At 72.3% G+C, this 17,521-nt stretch carries 18 protein-coding genes; 7 read left to right on the top strand and 11 right to left on the bottom strand.

The genetic code is table 11. The features are described from left to right. Positions 1–21: 21 nt before the first annotated feature. From ACYVK7_RS10560 to ACYVK7_RS10545, 4 genes are all read right to left on the bottom strand, one after another. Positions 22–1,272, bottom strand: coding sequence for a thiolase family protein (locus tag ACYVK7_RS10560; RefSeq protein WP_460887635.1), 1,251 nt, complete (start codon positions 1,270–1,272; stop codon positions 22–24). A 234-nt stretch (positions 1,273–1,506) separates the two neighbouring features. Then, entirely contained in the window at positions 1,507–2,562 is a 1,056-nt protein-coding gene (locus ACYVK7_RS10555) for a lipid II:glycine glycyltransferase FemX (RefSeq protein WP_460887634.1), read from the bottom strand. Positions 2,563–2,595: 33 nt separating this feature from the next. Further along, entirely contained in the window at positions 2,596–3,861 is a 1,266-nt protein-coding gene (locus ACYVK7_RS10550) for an HRDC domain-containing protein (protein WP_460887633.1), read from the bottom strand. Next, positions 3,858–4,535, bottom strand: a complete 678-nt coding sequence (locus tag ACYVK7_RS10545) for a DUF3000 domain-containing protein (RefSeq protein ID WP_460887632.1) — start codon at positions 4,533–4,535, stop codon at positions 3,858–3,860. Before ACYVK7_RS10545 ends, ACYVK7_RS10550 begins: the two co-directional genes overlap by 4 nt. A 182-nt stretch (positions 4,536–4,717) precedes the next feature. On the opposite strand from ACYVK7_RS10545, the gene gndA reads away from it, so the two are divergent. The 5 genes from gndA (at position 4,718) to zapE (ending at position 9,869) form a co-directional block, all read left to right on the top strand. Further along, on the top strand, positions 4,718–6,154 hold the full coding sequence (gene gndA / locus ACYVK7_RS10540; protein WP_460887631.1) for an NADP-dependent phosphogluconate dehydrogenase: 1,437 nt from the start codon (positions 4,718–4,720) through the stop codon (positions 6,152–6,154). Continuing rightward, positions 6,151–7,455: a carboxylate--amine ligase gene (locus tag ACYVK7_RS10535; RefSeq protein ID WP_460887630.1), complete on the top strand. Its 1,305-nt coding sequence runs from the start codon at positions 6,151–6,153 to the stop codon at positions 7,453–7,455. The genes gndA and ACYVK7_RS10535 overlap by 4 nt, the downstream gene beginning before the upstream one ends. Before the next feature lie 175 nt (positions 7,456–7,630). After that, entirely contained in the window at positions 7,631–8,092 is a 462-nt protein-coding gene (locus ACYVK7_RS10530) for a DUF805 domain-containing protein (protein ID WP_460887629.1), read from the top strand. 14 nt (positions 8,093–8,106) lie between these two features. Further along, positions 8,107–8,769 (top strand): hypothetical protein, encoded by a 663-nt coding sequence (locus tag ACYVK7_RS10525; RefSeq protein WP_460887628.1) that lies wholly within the window; start codon positions 8,107–8,109, stop codon positions 8,767–8,769. A gap of 53 nt (positions 8,770–8,822) precedes the next feature. Next, positions 8,823–9,869, top strand: a complete 1,047-nt coding sequence (gene zapE, locus ACYVK7_RS10520; RefSeq protein ID WP_460887627.1) for a cell division protein ZapE — start codon at positions 8,823–8,825, stop codon at positions 9,867–9,869. Between the two features lie 6 nt (positions 9,870–9,875). On the opposite strand, the gene ACYVK7_RS10515 is transcribed toward zapE, so the two are convergent. The 3 genes from ACYVK7_RS10515 to glgX form a co-directional block, all read right to left on the bottom strand. Next, positions 9,876–10,736, bottom strand: coding sequence for a PPK2 family polyphosphate kinase (locus ACYVK7_RS10515; RefSeq protein ID WP_460887626.1), 861 nt, complete (start codon positions 10,734–10,736; stop codon positions 9,876–9,878). Positions 10,737–10,792: 56 nt separating this feature from the next. After that, a complete protein-coding gene (locus ACYVK7_RS10510; protein ID WP_460887625.1) occupies positions 10,793–12,529 on the bottom strand; it encodes an alpha-amylase family protein in 1,737 nt (578 codons plus the stop codon). A gap of 97 nt (positions 12,530–12,626) precedes the next feature. Then, the gene (gene glgX, locus ACYVK7_RS10505) at positions 12,627–14,777 is read right to left on the bottom strand and encodes a glycogen debranching protein GlgX (RefSeq protein WP_460887624.1); all 2,151 of its coding nucleotides are present in this window, start codon (positions 14,775–14,777) and stop codon (positions 12,627–12,629) included. A gap of 141 nt (positions 14,778–14,918) precedes the next feature. On the opposite strand from glgX, the gene ACYVK7_RS10500 reads away from it, so the two are divergent. Further along, positions 14,919–15,164 carry a hypothetical protein gene (locus tag ACYVK7_RS10500; RefSeq protein ID WP_460887623.1) on the top strand — a complete coding sequence of 82 codons (246 nt, stop codon included), beginning with the start codon at positions 14,919–14,921 and terminating at the stop codon, positions 15,162–15,164. Between the two features lie 18 nt (positions 15,165–15,182). Here the strand turns inward: ACYVK7_RS10500 and ACYVK7_RS10495 are convergent, their stop codons facing one another. Continuing rightward, a complete protein-coding gene (locus ACYVK7_RS10495; protein WP_460887622.1) occupies positions 15,183–15,458 on the bottom strand; it encodes a hypothetical protein in 276 nt (91 codons plus the stop codon). A gap of 35 nt (positions 15,459–15,493) precedes the next feature. Next, positions 15,494–15,817 (bottom strand): DUF2277 domain-containing protein, encoded by a 324-nt coding sequence (locus ACYVK7_RS10490; RefSeq protein WP_460887621.1) that lies wholly within the window; start codon positions 15,815–15,817, stop codon positions 15,494–15,496. 158 nt (positions 15,818–15,975) lie between these two features. Between ACYVK7_RS10490 and ACYVK7_RS10485 the strand changes: the two genes are divergently transcribed. Continuing rightward, the gene (locus tag ACYVK7_RS10485) at positions 15,976–16,563 is read left to right on the top strand and encodes a GNAT family N-acetyltransferase (protein WP_460887620.1); all 588 of its coding nucleotides are present in this window, start codon (positions 15,976–15,978) and stop codon (positions 16,561–16,563) included. A 3-nt stretch (positions 16,564–16,566) separates the two neighbouring features. On the opposite strand, the gene ACYVK7_RS10480 is transcribed toward ACYVK7_RS10485, so the two are convergent. Together ACYVK7_RS10480 and ACYVK7_RS10475 are read right to left on the bottom strand one after the other, a co-directional pair. Beyond that, complete coding sequence (locus tag ACYVK7_RS10480; RefSeq protein ID WP_460887619.1) at positions 16,567–17,037, bottom strand: VOC family protein; 471 nt, start codon at positions 17,035–17,037, stop codon at positions 16,567–16,569. A 49-nt stretch (positions 17,038–17,086) separates the two neighbouring features. Then, positions 17,087–17,476 carry a helix-turn-helix domain-containing protein gene (locus ACYVK7_RS10475; RefSeq protein WP_460887924.1) on the bottom strand — a complete coding sequence of 130 codons (390 nt, stop codon included), beginning with the start codon at positions 17,474–17,476 and terminating at the stop codon, positions 17,087–17,089. Between the last annotated feature and the right edge of the window lie 45 nt (positions 17,477–17,521).

The raw sequence follows: 17,521 nt of genomic DNA, 5'->3' as shown, positions 1-17,521 counted from the left end.
GGTGGGGGTCTCAGACACGGGTCAGTTCTCCTCGTCCGTGTGGCCGGAGTAGTCGGCGTGGTGCGGGTTCTCCCAGATGACGCTGCCGCCCTGGCCCAGACCCACGCACATCGCGGTGAGCCCGTAGCGGACCTCGGGGTGCTGCTCGAACTGCCGGGCGAGCTGCGTCATGAGCCGCACGCCGGAGCTCGCGAGGGGGTGGCCCATGGCGATGGCGCCGCCGTAGGGGTTGATGCGCGGGTCGTCGTCGGCGATGCCGTAGTGGTCCAGGAAGGACAGGACCTGCACCGCGAACGCCTCGTTCAGCTCGAACAGGCCGATGTCGTCGATGGTCAGGCCCGCGGTCCGCAGCGCCCGCTCGGTGGAGGGCACCGGGCCGTAGCCCATGATCTCCGGGGGCACGCCCGCGAAGCCGTAGGACACCAGACGCATCTTGGCGGGCAGGCCCAGCTCGGCGGCGACGTCGCCGGCCGCGAGGATGGCGCCGGTGGCGCCGTCGGTCAGCGGGGACGACGTCGCGGGGGTGACCCGGCCGCCCGCGCGGAACGGGGTCTTGAGGCCCTGGACGGACTCGAAGGTGGTCTCGGGGCGGGGCAGCTCGTCGGCCGTCGCCAGTCCCCAGCCCAGCTCGGCGGAGCGGACCGCGACCGGCACGAGGTCCGGGTCGATGTCGCCGTTCGCCAGGGCCTTGGCGTACTTGGCCTGCGACTCGACGGCGAAGCGGTCGGCGCGCTCCTTGGTCAGCTGCGGGAACTTGTCGTGCAGGTTCTCCGCGGTGACGCCCATGTTGAGCGACTGCGGGTCCACCAGCTTCTCGGCGACGAACCGGGGGTTGACGTCGGCGTCGAAACCCATCGGGTGGCGGCCCATGTGCTCCACGCCGCCCGCGATGACGACGTCGGCGGCGCCCATGGCGATCCCCGCGGCGGTGGTCGTCGCCGCCGTCATGGCGCCGGCACACATGCGGTCGATGGCGTACCCGGGCACGGACTGGGGGAGGCCCGCGAGCATGCCGACGGTGCGGCCGAGCGTCAAGCCCTGGTCGCCCTGCTGGGTGGTGGCGGCGATGGCCACCTCGTCGATCCGCTCCGGGGGGAGCTCGGGGTGGCGCCGCAGCAGCTCGCGCACCACCTTCACGATCAGGTCGTCGGCACGCGTCTGCGCGTAGATGCCGTCGGGCTTCGCCTTGCCGAAGGGCGTGCGGGCGCCGTCGACGAAGACGACGTCGCGTACGGCGCGGCGGGCACGCGGTGCTTCCGGGGCTGCGGTCATCAGCAGGACTCCTGGGGTTTGCGGGACGGCGACGTCCGTGAGCGACGTCGCTGGATCGAGATACACGCTACCGCGAGTACCGGTAAAAAGCACGCACGACCTGAGACCCGGTCCGGGCTGAATTGAAACTCGGTCTCCCGCCCCGTGCCACAAAAAAGTTGAGTGCTGGACATTCGCCCCTCAGAAGCGCGATAGAGGGCGAATATCCAGCACTCAACGTGGCTGGTCTTGGGGTCAGCCGTTGCCGCGGAGCTTGCGGACCACGCGCTTCGCGGTCGGCAGCGCGGTGTTCCAGGTGTTGTACCAGCGCGAGAACGCGACGTCGATCGAACCCACCAGCTCGTCGGTGTGCTTGGCGAAGCTCTTCTTGAAGTCGCTGATGCCGTCGTTGAGCAGACCGTTCATGTCGTACCGCACGAGGCCCTGCTCCTGGGCGATCTCGATGGTGCGCCAGTAGGTGGGCGCGGTGGCCGTGGCCTTGCGGCCCGCGTCGTTGCCGCCCCCGTACAGGAGGAACGACGTGCTCGCCGAGTTGACGCACCACGCGAAGCACGCGGGCACGTCGTCGACGTACGTGGCCACGAGCACCGAGTGCTCGCCGAGGGAGCGGTGGATGTCGAGGTAGTACTCGTCGGAGTGGATGGCGAAGCCGGCGCGCTGGGCGGTCTCCTTGTAGACGTCGAGCACCCGCAGCACCTCCTTCTCCTCCGTGACGCGGCGGATGTCGAGACCGGAACGGCCGCCCTTGCGGATCTCGTACCGCGTGGACTTGCGCATGTCCGCGAGCAGCTCGTCACCCGACTTGGTGAGGTCGAGGATCAGCGTGCTCGGGATCAGGATCTGGTTCGGGGCGTACCGCCGGCCCGCCAGGTCGAGCTGGGTGCCCGCCGGCCAGTCGGGCTCGATGGTGATGCCGACGCCGCCCACGTTCTCGCGCGCCCACTGGACCACGGTGTTGGTCACGGCGTTGCGCGTGGCGGTGTCGCCGACGCCGAACACCGCCTGCGCCGTCTCGCCGTCGTGGTGCGCCACCACGGGGCCGCGCGGCACGTACGAGAGGGCACGGAACTGCGCGGGCAGCGGCCGGACGAGCAGCTGCGCCAGGCCGACCGTGGTGCCGTCCTCGGTCACCCGCAGCCGGTGCGCGCGCCAGTTGCCCGCCGCCTTGACCTCGCCCCATCCCCACAGCTGGAGCGGGTGCCCGCCCAGGGCGAGGACCTCACGGTCCCAGGTCGAAGGTTCGGTGACGACGTCGACGGCGAGCGTGATGGGCTCCGACAGGGCTGGCATGGGGACGACTCTACTGGTGTGGACGTCGCCCTTTCACACCTGCTCCGACGCCGCGTCGGCGAACGCCCGCTCCAGGCCGCCCGCGAGCAGCCGGATCTGCCACTCGCGCGCGCCACGGCCCCTGAGGAACTCGGCGATGCCCGCCGCGTCCGCCGGTGCGGGCGGCGTCCAGCACAGGCGCCGCAGCGCGTCGGGCTGCAGCAGGTTCTCGACGGGGACGTTGAGCTCCTCGGACAGGGTGGCGACCAGCTCGCGCGCCGCCGTCAGCCGGCGGGACGCCGTCGCGTCGCGGTCGCCCCAGGTGCGCGGCGGCGGCGGTCCGTCGGACCGCGGGCCGCGCACGGAGGGCAGCTCGGCGTCGGGCAGGGCACGGGCGTCGTCGATCGCCTTCTGCCAGTAGGCGGCCCGCCGCTTGGTGCCTTTGCCCGCGAACTCCGGGAGGGTGACGAGCTGCCCGGCGGTCCTCGGCATGGCCTTGGCCGCCGCGACGATCGCCCGGTCGGGCAGGACGCGCCCGGGCGAGATGTCCCGCGCCTGGGCGCTCGCGTCGCGCGCGGTCCACAGCGCCCGGACGGCGGCGACCTGGCGCGGGTTGCGCAGCACGTGCATGCCGGACGTACGGCGCCACGGGTCCACCCGTGGGGCCGGCGGGGCGGCGGTGCGTACCGCCTCGAACTCCTGCGCGGCCCACTCGGTCTTCCCGGCGGACTCGAGCTGCTCGGCGAGCCGGTCACGCAGCTCCACCAGCACCTCGACGTCGAGGGCGGCGTACCGCAGCCAGTCCTCCGGCAGGGGACGCGTGGACCAGTCGACCGCCGAATGCTCCTTCGCCAGCCCGAGGCCGAGCACCTCGGCGACGACGGCGGCGAGGCCGACCCGCTCCATGCCGAGCAGCCGCGCGGCCAGCTCGGTGTCGAAGACGCGTGCGGGCCGCAGGCCGTGCTCGGCGAATCCCGGCAGGTCCTGGGAGGCCGCGTGCAGCACGAACTCGGCGTCGCCGACGGCCTCGCCCAGCGGCGAGAGGTCCGGGACGCCGACCGGGTCGATCAGTGCCGTCCCCGCGCCCGCGCGCCGCACCTGGACCAGGTACGTCGCCTGGCCGTACCGGTACCCGGAGGCGCGCTCGGCGTCGGCGGCGACCGGCCCGGTCCCCGCGGCGAACGCCTCGACGACGCGCGCGAACGCACCGTCGGTCGCCACGACGGAGGGCAGCCCGTCGGCGGGCTCGGTCAGCGGGGTGACGGGTGCCGGCACGGGCGTCGATGTCTCCGCAGGGACTCCTCGCTCCGTGGTGGTCATGGACCTACCGTATGGCGTTGCCGGGAACGGTCGGTAAATCGCCTGGTGAGAGCGGCAACACCCTCGGGGAGCGGGGGCACGCCCGCCGCTGTCGTCAGGAGCGCGGCCCAGGCGCTCAGGTGGGTGCCGAGCCGGGTGTCCAGCGGCGTCCACGAGGCGCGGATCTCAAGATCGACGGCGTTGGGGGTACCGTCCAGCGCGCCGTAGCTCTGGGACAGGACCCGGGTGACCGTGCCGCCGTCGGCCACGGTGTCCGTGCCGGGGACGAGCCCCGCGGTCTCGAGGCACTCGCCCACCCAGGACCAGGCGACATCGGCCAGCATGGGGTCGGCGGCCATCTCGGGCTCGAGCGTCGCGCGCACCAGCGTCACGACACGGAAGGTGCCGTGCCAGGCCTCCTGGCCGGCCGGGTCGTGCAGCACGACGAAGCGGCCGGTGGCGAGCGGTTCCTCCGAGTGGTCGTGCGGGTGGTCATGGTCTTCCGGGTCCCGGCCGCCGCGCGCCGGCGGGGCGCCGGGGAGCACGTCGCCGGAGAGCGCCACGCTGAACGGGGCCACCCGGCGCGGTGCCGGGATCTCCGTGAGGCGCACCTCGGCGCGCAAGGCCTGACGCCGCAGGTCGGCGAGGGCTGCTGCGAAGTCGACGGGGACGCCGGTGGGCGGGCCGTTGGTCACCACTTCACGGTACGTCCGCGTCGCGGCCGTCCGGCGGAGGCGCGCGGCCGTCGCCGGATCGTGATCTGCCCGGCGGGCGGACGGTGCGGCACCGCCGGGACCGCTGGCTACTAGGCTGGCCGCGGGTCACGGCGCGCGCTGCGCGTACGCCGGTCCGTTTCCACGTCAGAAGGAGCAAGAACGTGTCAGGCACAGCACAGATCGGCGTCACCGGGCTGGCGGTGATGGGGCGCAACCTCGCGCGGAACTTCGCACGTCACGGCTACACGGTGGCGGTCCACAACCGTTCGTACGCGAAGACCGAGTCGCTCGTCACCGAGCACGGCAGCGACGGCGAGTTCATCCCGAGCGAGACGATGGCGGACTTCGTCGCCTCGCTCGAGCGGCCGCGCAAGGTGGTCGTCATGGTCAAGGCCGGCGGTCCGACGGACGCTGTCATCGACGAGCTGATCCCCCTCCTGGAGGAGGGTGACATCGTGGTCGACGCGGGGAACGCGCACTTCCCGGACACCATCCGGCGTGAGGCAGCCCTCAAGGAGCACGGCCTGCACTTCGTGGGCACCGGCGTGTCCGGCGGCGAGGAGGGCGCGCTGAACGGCCCGTCCATCATGCCGGGCGGTACGCCCGAGTCGTACGAGTCCCTCGGCCCCATCCTCGAGGACATCTCCGCGAAGGTGGACGGCGTGCCGTGCTGCACCTACGTGGGTTCCGACGGCGCAGGGCACTTCGTCAAGATGGTGCACAACGGCATCGAGTACGCCGACATGCAGCTCATCGCCGAGGCGTACGACCTGCTGCGCCAGGGGCTCGGTGCCTCGGCGGCGGAGATCGGCGAGATCTTCGCGCAGTGGAACACGGGCGACCTGGAGTCGTTCCTCATCGAGATCACGGCCGACGTGCTGCAGCACGTCGACGCGGAGACCGGCAAGGCGTTCGTCGACATCGTGCTCGACCAGGCCGAGCAGAAGGGCACCGGCCGCTGGACCGTGCAGAACGGCCTGGACCTCGGCGTGCCCATCACGGGCATCGCGGAGGCCACGTTCGCCCGGGCGCTGTCCGGCTCGGTGCCGCAGCGCACCGCGGGCCGCGCGGCGCTCCCGGCCCACGCGGCCGAGTGGGAGGTCAAGGACCGCGACGCGTTCATCGAGGACGTCCGCCAGGCCCTGTACGCCTCGAAGGTCGTGGCCTACTCGCAGGGCTTCGACCAGATCGCGGCGGCCGCCACGGAGTTCGGCTGGGACATCGACCGCGGTGCCATGGCCCGCATCTGGCGCGGCGGCTGCATCATCCGCGCCCGGTTCCTGAACCGGATCACCGAGGCCTACGAGCGCGACCAGGACCTGCCGCTGCTGCTCGCCGACCAGTACTTCACCGACGCCGTCGCGAGCGGCCTGCCCGCGTGGCGCCGCATCGTGGCCGGCGCGGCCCAGAACGGCGTGCCCACGCCGGCGTTCTCGTCGTCGCTGGCGTACTACGACGGCGTCCGCGCCGAGCGGCTCCCCGCCGCCCTGGTGCAGGCGCAGCGTGACTTCTTCGGCGCGCACACCTACAAGCGCGTCGACCGTGAGGGCACCTTCCACACCGAGTGGTCCGGCGACCGCACGGAGTCCGAGGCGTGACGGGTATCCCCGCGGAACAGGGGCGGGCCGGCACGGGCGGGGAGGTCCCCGTCCCGGACATGATGGTGGTGGGCGTCGGCGGCGACGTCGGCATGTACGCCCTGGTGCGTGCGTTCCACGAGCAGTACGGCACGCGCTCGGTGGTGCTGTCGAAGGTCGCCACCCGTGCGATGCAGGACTCGGCGATCGCCGAGAACGTGGTGGTGCCCGGGCTGGACGACGCGGAGGTGTTCCTCTCGACGCTCGAGGGCATCGCGCAGCAGCACCGGGACAAGGTGCTGATCCTGCTGACGAACGCGGACTGGCACGTGCGCACGGTCATCCTGAACCGGGAGCGGCTGGAGGCGGCGGGCTACGTGACGCCGTACCCGTCGCTCCCGGTGCTGGAGCAGGTCAGCAGCAAGGAGGGCTTCGCGGAGGTCTGCGACCAGCTCGGCATCCCGACGCCGCGCACGGTGGCCGTCGACGTCGCCAAGCTGGTGGCCGACGGCGGCCGCGCCGCGGTGCCCGCCCTCGAGGTGGACCTGCAGTACCCCGTGGTGGGCAAGCCGTCCAACAGCGCCGAGTGGTACTACGTCGACTTCCCCGGCAAGGCGAAGATCCACCACCTCGACTCGCGTGCCGAGCTCGAGGAGGTGCTGGGCAACCTCGCCGACGCGAAGTTCCCCGGCACGTTCCTGGTGCAGGAGTTCATCCCGGGCGACGAGACGCAGATGCGGTCCCTGACCGCCTACCGCGACACGTCGGGCGAGGTGACGCTCCTGGCGACCGGGCGGGTGCTCCTGGAGGAGCACACGCCCGGCACGCTGGGCATCCCCGCCGCGATCCTGGTGGAGGCGTACGACGACGCCATGGAGGCGGCCACCCGGTTCCTCGACGCGACCGGCTACGTGGGGTTCGCGAACTTCGACTACAAGCTGGACCCGCGTACGGGCCGGCACGTGTACTTCGAGGTGAACCCCCGGATCGGGCGCAACAACTACTACGTCACCGCCGGCGGGGCGAACGTGGCCCGCGTGCTGGTGGAGGACTGGGTGCTGCACCGGCCGATCCGCCCCGTGCGGGCGGTGCGTGACGTGCTGTACACGGTGGTGCCGTTCGGCCTGCTGTCCAAGTACGTCCTCGACCCGGAGCTCAAGTCCCGGCTCAAGGCGCTCAAGGCGAGCGGCGACGTGATCAACCCGCTGAAGTACGACCGTGACTCCGGCCTCAAGCGCCGGCTCATCGTCGAGGCGATCACGCAGAACTACCGCCGCAAGTACGCGCAGTACTACCCGGAGCCCACGGCGACGGGCACCTGACTCGGGCCCGCTCCGAGGTGTCAGACGCTCAGGTCACTCCGGTGACCTGAGCGTCTGACATGTCAAGGGTAGTTCTGCCCCGTTTCGGCCCTTGTGCACCCGGCGAGTCGTCGGGACACTATGTGCGCACTTGCTGGAGATTTCCGGCACGAAACGTGAGAGAGGTATTTACCCGATGTCCTTCATCGAGTCGATCAAGACCGTGCTGTCCAAGTACGCGGTCTTCAACGGGCGCGCTCGTCGCTCGGAGTTCTGGTGGTACATGCTGGCCTACGGGATCGTCTACACGGTCCTCTACGTGGCGCTGATCGCCCCCGGCCTGGCGGAGTACTCCGCGGCTACCTCGGAGTACCTGATGGCCGGCGACCCCGCGGCGCCGATGCCCGCCATGCCCGGGTCCCTGACGACCGGCTACGTCGTCCTGTCGATCGTCGGCCTCGCGCTGCTCCTGCCGACCCTCGGCGTCACCGTGCGCCGCCTGCACGACACCGGCAAGTCCGGGTTCTTCGTGCTGCTCCACCTGATCCCCTTCGTCGGCCAGATCGTCCTGATCGTCTTCACGGCGGCCAACGGCAACCCGGGTCCGAACCAGTTCGGCCCCGACCCCAAGGCCGTGGGGCAGCCGCAGGCGGTCTGACCTAGCCTGAGCGGATGAACAGCTCCCGCTCCGTCCTCGTCGTCGGGGCGAGCGGGTTCGTCGGCAGCCGGGTCGCCCGCGGCCTGGCTGCCGACGGCCGGCTCGTGGTCGCCTCGGCGCGCCGCGAGCTGCCCGACCGGGTCACGGTCCAGGCCGGGGTGGTCCCCGTCCGCAGCCCCGAGCTGTCGGCGTTGCCCGACGCCGTCCGCGCCGCCTGCGCCCGGGCCGGAGTCCCGCTGCCCGGGGCCGTCGTCGCCTCGATCGGCGGCTGGCACAAGGGCGCCCCGCTGCTCGCGTCCGACCCGTACCGCTGGTCCGCGACATTGGCCTCCCATCTCACCGCCCACCTCGACGCCGCACGCGCGCTCGCCCCGCTGCTCGGGCCGGGGGACCCGTACGTCGTGGTCAACGGGGCGGCGTCCCGTGAGCCGATGGCCGGGTCGGGCGCGATCAGCGTGACCGGTGCGGGGCTGGCGATGCTCGTCCAGGTGCTGCGCCTGGAGGCGGAGCAGCGGCTGTCCGCCGAAGTCCGGTTCCACGAGCTGGTCATCGACCACGCCGTCTCCGGCGACGACCGCAACCAGGACCCCGCCCAGACCCGCACCCCGGCCCAGGTGGTCGAGGCCCTCCGCGAGCTCCTGGACGACCCCGCCGCACCGGCCGTCCGGCACGTGTGACGTTGCTCTCCCGGCACCCCCGCTGAGCGGCCGCGCCGGTAATCTCTTGCTACGTGACGACCGCTACCACCACCGACAGCCAGACCGCGACGACCGCCCTGTGCGCCGTCCGACCGCAGGTCCCTGTCGACCGGCTCGTCACCGACCTGGTGCCGCCGCGGCACTTCGCGAACGCGCGGTTCGCCACCTACCGCGCCAACCCGGCACATCCCAGCCAGGGACGCGCGCTCGCCCGGCTGCAGGAGATCGCCCAGGAGATCGCCGCGCCGAGGCGCGGCCTGTTCGCCCGCCGCAAGGCGGCCCCCGCGGTCTACCTCGACGGCGGCTTCGGGGTCGGCAAGACGCACCTGCTCACCTCGCTCGCGCACGCCGTCGGAGAGGCGCTCGGGCCGGAGAAGGCCGCGTACGGCACGTTCGTCGAGTACACGAACCTCGTGGGAGCACTCGGGTTCCTCCCGACGGTCGAGGCGCTGGCGGCGAAGAAGCTGGTCTGCATCGACGAGTTCGAGCTCGACGACGCCGGCGACACGACCATCATGTCCCGCCTCATGCGCGAGCTCGCCGACCGGGGCGTCGCCCTCGCCGCGACGTCGAACACCCTGCCCGACGCGCTCGGCGAGGGCCGCTTCGCCGCCCAGGACTTCCAGCGCGAGATCAAGGCACTGTCCGACCGGTTCGAGACCCTGCGGGTCGACGGCGAGGACTACCGCCACCGCGACGTCGTCACGGACTCCGAGCCGCTGACCGAGGACGCGGTCGCCGCGGCGGCGGGCCGCCCCGGCGCGACGCTCGACGGGTTCGACGACCTGCTCGCGCACCTCGCGACCGTGCACCCGAGCCGCTACGGCGCGCTGCTCGACGGCGTCTCCGTGGTCGCGCTGACCGGCGTGCACCCCGTGACGGCGCAGGAGGTGGCGCTGCGCCTCGTGGTGCTCGTGGACCGCCTGTACGACCGGGACGTCCCGGTGCTGCTCGGCGGCGACGGCGACACGCGCGGGCTGTTCACACCGGAGATGCTGGCGGGCGGCTACCGCAAGAAGTACTACCGGGCGCTGTCCCGGCTGGGTGCCCTGGCCGAGGAGGGCCGCAAGCTCGTCTGACCAGGGTCAGCTCGCCGCCAGGCGGGCCTTCTCCGCCTCCACGTCGAAGGTGGCCGGGGGCCAGCCCAGGTCCAGCGACCGCAGCGCGCCGGTCAGCAGCTCGGTGACGGCGAGGCGCGCGTACCACTTCCGGTTGGCGGGCACGACGTGCCAGGGCGCTACATCGGTGGAGGTGCGGTCCAGCATCTCCTGGTACGCCGCGATGTACTGCGGGAGCTTGGAGCGCACGTCGATGTCGTCCGGGTTGTACTTCCAGTGCTTGTCCGGCCGTTCGAGCCGTTCGGCCAGGCGCTTCTTCTGCTCTTCCGCCGACACGAAGAGCGCCACCTTCACGATCAGGGTGCCCGACGCCGCGACCTCCGCCTCGAAGTCGTTCAGCTCCCGATAGTGCTTGCGCCAGGTCTTCTGCGGCTCGAGCCGGTTCACCCGGACGACCAGCACCTGCTCGTGGTGCGACCGGTCGAAGACACCGAGGTAGCCGGGGCGGGGGAGCGCGTTGCGGATGCGCCAGAGGTACCCGTGCTCCTTCTCCTCCTCGGTCGGCACGCCGAACCCGGTGTGCTGCACACCCTGCGGGTCCACCATGCCGACCACGTGCCGCACGATCCCGCCCTTGCCCGCCGTGTCGAGGCCCTGCAGCACCAGGAGCACCGATCTGTCGCCGCCGGTACGGCCGTGTGCGAAGAGCCGCTCCTGCAGGTCCGCGAGCTCCGGGCCGCGCGAGGCCAGCAGCTCCTCGCCGTCGCGCCGCTTGCCGGCCCAGCCGGGCGTCGCGGACTCGTCGAGGGCGTCCAGGTCGGTGCCGCGCACCCAGCGCAGAACCTCGTGGGCCGGGGTCCGCCAGAGCTTCTCGAGCTTCTTCGCCATCGGTGCCTCCCTCGCGCGCCCGGCAGGTGCCGGACGCAGACCCCCAGGCTCCCAGGTCAGCCCTCCGCGCGCAGCACGGCGGTCATCCGCGGCGGCACCGTGAGGGTGTCGCCGACCAGGCGCGTGGCGCCCGGTTCCCAGGCGGCGACGAGCCGGAAGGCCCCGGGCAGCGGAGCCTTGCCGGCACCCTCGCCCGGTCGCAGCAGGCTCCCCAGGCGCAGGGCGGCGAGGCCGTGGCCCGTGTTGAGCACGAACGCCAGGCTGCCGCGCAGCACCGCGATGACCGAGCGGTCGGCCGTGGAGCGGATCTCCAGCGGCAGGTCCAGCTCCTCGGAGACGCTCAGCCGGATGGCGATCACCTCGCGTGCCCAGCGCGCCAGGCGCTGCTCGTTCTCGTTGCGCGGGACCACCGGCACGTGCACGGTGTCGAGCACGAGCGGGTTGCCCGCGAGGAGCACGGTGGCGAGCACGCTGGCCCGGATGTCGACGTCGTCGACGCCCAGGAGGGCCGTCGCGGGGCTCTCCTCGGCCGCCCACGGGGCCGTGAGCTGGGCGGCGGGCAGCCGGGTGATGTCCTCGACCACGCTCGCGCCCGCGCGGACGCGGTTGCGGCGCCCGGCGTTCTGCCGGGTGGCCCGGCGTACCGAGGGGTGCACCAGGTCGGCGAGCATCTGCAGCGCCTGGATGTCCTCCGACCGGCCGGGGCCGGACAGGATGCGCAGCAGGATGGTCGTCAGACGGTCGCTCCGGCCCGGGCCGTCCACCAGGAGGCTGAAGCGCCGGTCGAGCTGCTCGCCCATCCCGACCACGTAGTCGGCCAGCTCGCTGAGGAACGGGGTGGGCGCGCGGTCCACGAGCGCGTCGACGTCGAGCACCAGGCCGTCCACGTGGTACTCGCGCAGCCAGTGCCGTGCGTCGTCGACGAGGAAGTCGCGCGGACCGCGGCTGCCGCTCCCGTCGAGGTTGATGCGGTCGCCCACGAAGTCCGTGCGCACGGTCGGCGCGGACGGGACCTTGCCCGCGCGCGTGCCGATCGACGGGACCTGGCCGGTCCGGAGCTGGATCGGACCGGTACGGGGCCGGTCGAGCGGCACCTGGCCGGTCCGGGGGCGCATCGCCTGCAGGGCATGCTCGCCGGCGTCGCCGACGTCGGGACGCGGCGGACGTGCCGCCCGGCCGCTCCCGGCCGTGAGGTAGGGCCCGTAGGCCTCCAGCCCGAGCTCCTCGGCCACCGCCCAGCGGTAGGGGATGTCCAGCACGACGGCGAGGCCCGCGGCGTGCGCGGCGTCGACGAAGCGCTGGAGGGCGCGGGGGCCGCCGTACGGCTCGTGCACGGAGTAGAGACGCACGCCGCGCGCGGGCCCGAGTGCCGGGTCGAACGCGGCGACGGGGGCCAGCTCGATGCCGTGCACGCCGAGCTCCGCCACGCGGGGCAGCAGCGCCGCCGCGGCGTCCAGGGTGCCCTCCGGCGTGAACGTCTCGACGTCGACGTGCATGAGCACGCTCGTGGAGAGGTCGGGCGGGGACCAGGTGCCGTCGGTCCACTCGAAGGCCGGGTCGAAGACCCGGGTGGGTCCGTGGATGCCCTGCGGCAGCCACACCGACCGCGGGTCGGGCAGCAGCGGCCCGCCGTCCACGGAGTAGCCGTAGTCGGTGCCGTGCCCGAGCACCCTGTCGGCGCCCCAGTAGCCGGGCTCGCCAGCGCCGACGAGGCGCAGCGGCATGTGCTCCGGCTCCTCGTACGGGTCGTAGGGCACGAGCACCTCGATGATCCGGGCACGTGGCGCCCACACCACCGGTCGGGGTCCTGGCACGGGCATGTCAGGCCCAGGTCGGGGCGGTGGTGTGGTTCCCCCGGTTCCACTCCTCGGTCCGGTCACGGCGGACAGCCTAGCCCGGTGTGCCGGGTGGGCGGGTCAGCACCACGACACTGTGTCCCGTCACGGTCAGACCGGTGCCCGCCTCCAGCACGGTTCCCGGCTCCGCGCTGCCGTCGGTGTCCAGCACCACGGTCCACTCCTTCCCGTAGGAACCGGGCGGCAGAGTGAAGTCCAGGGCCCCGGTATGGGCGTTGAGCAGCAGCAGGAACGAGTCGTCGACCACCGCCTCGCCCCGTCCGCCGGTCTCGGTGATCGCGTCCCCGTTGAGGAACACCGCGACGGTCCGCGCGTACGACTGGTGCCAGTCGGTGTCGTCCATCCGGGCGCCGGTCAGGTCGAGCCACTCGATGTCGGCGGGGCCGCCGGCGGCGTCCGGGCCGACCTTCCCGTCGAAGAACCGGCGACGGTGCAGGATCGGGTGGTCGCGGCGCAGCCGGACCGCGTGGCGGGCGAACTCCAGCAGTGCCGCGCGGTCGTCGTCGAGCCCTTCCGTGCCGCCCCAGTCCATCCAGGCGAGCTCGTTGTCCTGGCAGTAGACGTTGTTGTTGCCGTCCTGGGTCCGCCCGATCTCGTCGCCGTGGGCGATCATCGGCACACCCTGGCTGAGCATGAGCGTGACGAGGAGGTTGCGGCGTTGCCTGGCGCGCAGCTCGTTGATCTCCGGGTCGTCGGTGGGGCCCTCGACGCCGCAGTTCCAGGACCGGTTGTGGTTCTCGCCGTCCTTGTTGTCCTCGCCGTTGGCGTCGTTGTGCTTCTCGTCGTACGACGTGAGGTCCGCGAGCGTGAAGCCGTCGTGCGCCGTGACGAAGTTGATCGACGCGCTGGGCAGCCTGCCGCTGTGCTCGTAGAGGTCGCTGGACCCGGTCAGACGGGACGCGAACTCCGGCAGCGTGGCCGGCTCGCCGCGCCAGAAGTCGCGCACGGTGTCCCGGTAGCGGCCGTTCCACTCCGTCCACAGCGGCGGGAACCCACCCACCTGGTACCCGCCGTCGCCCAGGTCCCAGGGTTCCGCGATCAGCTTGACCTGGGAGATCACCGGGTCCTGGTGCACGATGTCGAAGAACGCGCTCAGCCGGTCGACCTCGTGGAACTGGCGCGCCAGGGTGGCCGCCAGGTCGAACCGGAACCCGTCGACGTGCATCTCCTCGACCCAGTACCGCAGCGAGTCCATGATGAGCTGCAGCACGGCGGGGGAGCGCATGAGCAGCGAGTTGCCGGTGCCCGTCGTGTCGAAGTAGTGCGCCTCGTCGCCGTCGACCAGCCGGTAGTAGGCGGCGTTGTCGATGCCGCGGAACCCGAGGGTGGGGCCCAGCTGGTTGCCCTCGGCGGTGTGGTTGTAGACGACGTCGAGCAGCACCTCGATGCCCGCCTGGTGCAGCGCCTTGACCATGGCCTTGAACTCCATGACCTGCTCGCCGCGGCGGCCGTAGCCCGCGTACCCGTTGTGCGGGGCGAAGAACCCGATCGTGTTGTATCCCCAGTAGTTCGTCAGCCCCTTGGCCGCCAGCGACGGATCGGTGACGAACTGGTGCACCGGCATCAGCTCGATCGCCGTGACGCCCAGCGTGGTCAGGTGCTCGATCACCGCCGGGTGGGCGAGTCCCGCGTAGGTGCCCCGCAGCTCGTCGGGGACGTCCGGGTGGCGCATCGTGAGGCCCTTGACGTGCGCCTCGTAGATCACGGTCTCGTGGTACGGCGTGGCCGGCGGGCGGTCGTGGCCCCAGTCGAAGAACGGGTTGACCACCACGGAGACCATGGTGTGGCCGAGAGAGTCCGAGGCCTCCGGCGTCGTGCCCGTCGTGGCCTGGTCCACGTCCGAGAACGGGTAGGAGAACAGCGACGGGTCGCCGTCGAGGTCGCCGTCCACCGCCTTGGCGTACGGGTCGAGCAGGAGCTTGGCGGGGTTGCAGCGGTGGCCCGACGCGGGGTCGTACGGGCCGTGCACGCGGTACCCGTACCGCGTGCCGGGGCCGACGCCGGGCAGGTAGACGTGCCACACGTGCGCGTCGGCCTCGGTCACCTCGATGCGGGTCTCGGTGTCGTCGTCCGCCAGCAGGCACAGCTCGACCCGCTGGGCCACCGAGGAGTAGAGCGTGAAGTTGGTGCCCGTACCGTCGAACGTCGCGCCGAGCGGATAGGGGCGCCCTGGCCAGGTCTGCATCGGATGATCATCACACCCCGGCCGGGTACGTGGGGGGAGATCTGCGTGCCGGGCGTGCCGTCGCTGTGGAGGCTTCGGGGGGATCAAAAAAACTGTGCCAAGCGGATGCGCGGAACCCCATGGTGCTGCGAGAATGAGGCCATGATCACGGGGGAACCCCAGCCCGCCGCAGACCCTGTCGATTCCGGTCCGACCGACCTGGTCGACGAGTCGAATGCCTCGTACGCCCACATCGCGCCGCCGGCCCGCCGCCGCGCCGCGACCCGCCGGGGGCTGCTCGGCGGCGGGGACGCCTCCAAGGCGCCGCGCAACCTCGCCGACTGCGAGCTCGACCCGATCTCCGGCGCGTCGAGCGGCGTGTCCTGGGACGACCCGGAAGAGCTCTGACGCGTCAGGGCGGCCTCGTCAGCGGGGCAGGCGGCCCGGGTCCACGGGGATGATCCGGGGCATGCCCGCAGGCGCCACCCGGCTCAGCGCCAGGTAGCGGGCCTCGGCCCGGTGCAGGCGGATGTGCTCGTCGAGCGACCACTGCGGCCCGTTGGTCAGCGTCATGCCGCACGAGCAGTCGATCTCGGCGCGGTCGCCCGGCAGGTTCCGCACCAGACCCACGGTCACGTGGGAGGCGCGGGCGTCGGCCTTGGCGCGGTGCATCGCGGCGCTCACGGGGGCGTGTTCGGTCACGCGGGCCAGGTTAACGGCCCGCCTGACGTGTCCGCTCAGTGCGTGTGCGCGATGCCCAGCTCGTGCAGGCGCTCGTGCTCCTCGCGGTCCTTCATCCGCTGCGCGATGCGTTCCTGCACCTCGGCGCGGCGCAGCGGCGGCACCGTCTTGGGCGGCTGACGGCGTTCCGGCAGCGCGTCGAGCAGGCGCGTGACGATGTCGGCGATCTCCTGCGTGGCCTGCTCCACCGGTTCGCGGGTGGCGTCGCTGACCTTCGTCACACCGGTCACCTTGCGCACGAACTGCAGGGCGGCCGCCGTGATCTCCTCGTCGGTGGCGGGCGGTTCCAGCCCGCGGAGCGTCGTGATGTTCCGGCACATGCTCCGACCGTACGCCGTTCAGCGGCTGCCCGGCAGGGTGACCCGGCGTCGAGCACAGCAGTGGCTGCCGTGGGGCCAGGTTGTTGGCAGCAGCTGCTGTGCTCAACCTCCGGACAAGAGGTTGGCGGGCCGCACCCGGCGTGCGGCAGGGTAGGCGCATGCGCTCCTCCGTCCCGCAGCCCGACGCCCCGCTCGAGTCCCGGCCCGCGACCGCCGTGCGCGAGGCGACGGGCGACGACTGGTCCCGTATCTGGCCGATCGTCGAGGAGGTGGTGCGCGCCGCCGACACGTTCGCCTACGAGCCCACCATGACGGAGCCCGAGGCGCGGGCGGCGTGGCTCGACGCTCCCGCGCGGGTGGTCGTCGCGGTGCGCGACGGCGCCGTGGTCGGTACGGCGAACATGTACCCGAACCGGCCCGGCCCCGGCAGCCACATCGCCTCGGGCAGCATCATGGTCGACCGGGCCGTGCGCGGTACCGGCGCCGGCCGTGCCCTGGTCGAGGACATGATTGCCTGGGCCGGCCGGGAGGGCTACGCCGCCATCCAGTTCAACGCGGTGGTCGACACCAACGCGGGCGCCGTCCACCTCTACGAGAGCCTCGGCTTCGTGACGCTCGGGGTGGCGCCGGGGGCGTTCAGGCACCCCGGGCTGGGCGACGTCGGGCTGCGGATCATGTGGCGCGACCTGGGCGACGCCCCTGGCCGGCGCGGGCAGGCCCCGGCCGCGGCGCCGCCCCGGCCCTGAGGTTCAGCCGCCCTGTGCCGCGCCGCTCCAGCGTGCGATGTCCGCGTCGGTCACCTCCACGGGGCCGGTCGCCGGCTGGGTGATGCGGATGTGGTTGCCGAACGGGTCGCGCAGGGCGCAGTCGATCCCGTACGGCTGCTCGACCGGCTCCTCGGTGAACTCGACGCCCTTGGCGCTGAGCTCGGTGTAGGTGCGGCGGCAGTCGTCGGTGGTGAGGATGCACGCGACCCCGAGCGCTCCCTTGGTCAGCAGGTCCCTGACCTGGGCCGCGACCTCCTCGCTCAGTGCCGGGGGCCCGGGCACCTCGAGGAGGATGTGGCGGTCGGGGTCGTTCGGCAGGGAGACGGTGAGCCAGCGCATGAAGCCCATGTCGACGTCGTTGCTGACGGCGAACCCGAGCTTGCCCACGTAGAAGTCGAGGGCTTCGTCCTGGTCGGTGACGTACACGGCGGTGATGGAGATGTTGTTGAACATGCCGACCACGCTACGGTCGCCCCCGCGCGGTGCGCTTCTCCGAAACTGCTCAGCCGGCGGGCCGCATCCAGCTCTTCGTGAAGCAGACGGGTGCGGTGACCCGGCTGGCCCGGAGCCGGTACTCGCTCGGCGAGACGCCGACGATGTCCCTGAAGGTGCGGCTGAACGTGCCGAGGCTGTTGGAGCCGACCAGCAGGGCCACGTCGGTCACCGGGTGCGTCGTGTCGCGCAGCAACGCCATCGCGCGCTCGATCCGGCGCCGCTGCAGGTAGCGGTGCGGGGTCTCGCCGAAGGTGGCCCGGAAGCTGCGGCTGAAGTGCGACGGCGACACGTGGGCGATCCGGGCCAGCGCCGGCACGTCAAGCGGCCGGGCGTAGTCGCGGTCGATGGCGTCCCTGGCGCGCAGCAGCCGGCGGTTGTCACGCTCGCGGGCGGACATCCCCTGGCCCGCGCTCGGGCGGCTCGCCGTGCCGGCTGTCACGCG

The organism is Promicromonospora xylanilytica (assembly GCF_054782895.1).
Note: the sequence above shows the minus strand (reverse complement) of the source record. Positions and strands in the feature narration are given on the sequence as shown.

Coding starts and splice junctions, on each gene's coding strand:
- ACYVK7_RS10560 (WP_460887635.1), bottom strand. CDS start 1,272: ATGACCGCAGCCCCGGAAGCACCGCGTGCCCGCCGCGCCGTACGCGAC.
- ACYVK7_RS10555 (WP_460887634.1), bottom strand. CDS start 2,562: ATGCCAGCCCTGTCGGAGCCCATCACGCTCGCCGTCGACGTCGTCACC.
- ACYVK7_RS10550 (WP_460887633.1), bottom strand. CDS start 3,861: ATGACCACCACGGAGCGAGGAGTCCCTGCGGAGACATCGACGCCCGTG.
- ACYVK7_RS10530 (WP_460887629.1), top strand. CDS start 7,631: ATGTCCTTCATCGAGTCGATCAAGACCGTGCTGTCCAAGTACGCGGTC.
- ACYVK7_RS10525 (WP_460887628.1), top strand. CDS start 8,107: ATGAACAGCTCCCGCTCCGTCCTCGTCGTCGGGGCGAGCGGGTTCGTC.
- ACYVK7_RS10515 (WP_460887626.1), bottom strand. CDS start 10,736: ATGGCGAAGAAGCTCGAGAAGCTCTGGCGGACCCCGGCCCACGAGGTT.
- glgX (WP_460887624.1), bottom strand. CDS start 14,777: ATGCAGACCTGGCCAGGGCGCCCCTATCCGCTCGGCGCGACGTTCGAC.
- ACYVK7_RS10500 (WP_460887623.1), top strand. CDS start 14,919: ATGATCACGGGGGAACCCCAGCCCGCCGCAGACCCTGTCGATTCCGGT.
- ACYVK7_RS10490 (WP_460887621.1), bottom strand. CDS start 15,817: ATGTGCCGGAACATCACGACGCTCCGCGGGCTGGAACCGCCCGCCACC.
- ACYVK7_RS10485 (WP_460887620.1), top strand. CDS start 15,976: ATGCGCTCCTCCGTCCCGCAGCCCGACGCCCCGCTCGAGTCCCGGCCC.
- ACYVK7_RS10480 (WP_460887619.1), bottom strand. CDS start 17,037: ATGTTCAACAACATCTCCATCACCGCCGTGTACGTCACCGACCAGGAC.
- ACYVK7_RS10475 (WP_460887924.1), bottom strand. CDS start 17,476: ATGTCCGCCCGCGAGCGTGACAACCGCCGGCTGCTGCGCGCCAGGGAC.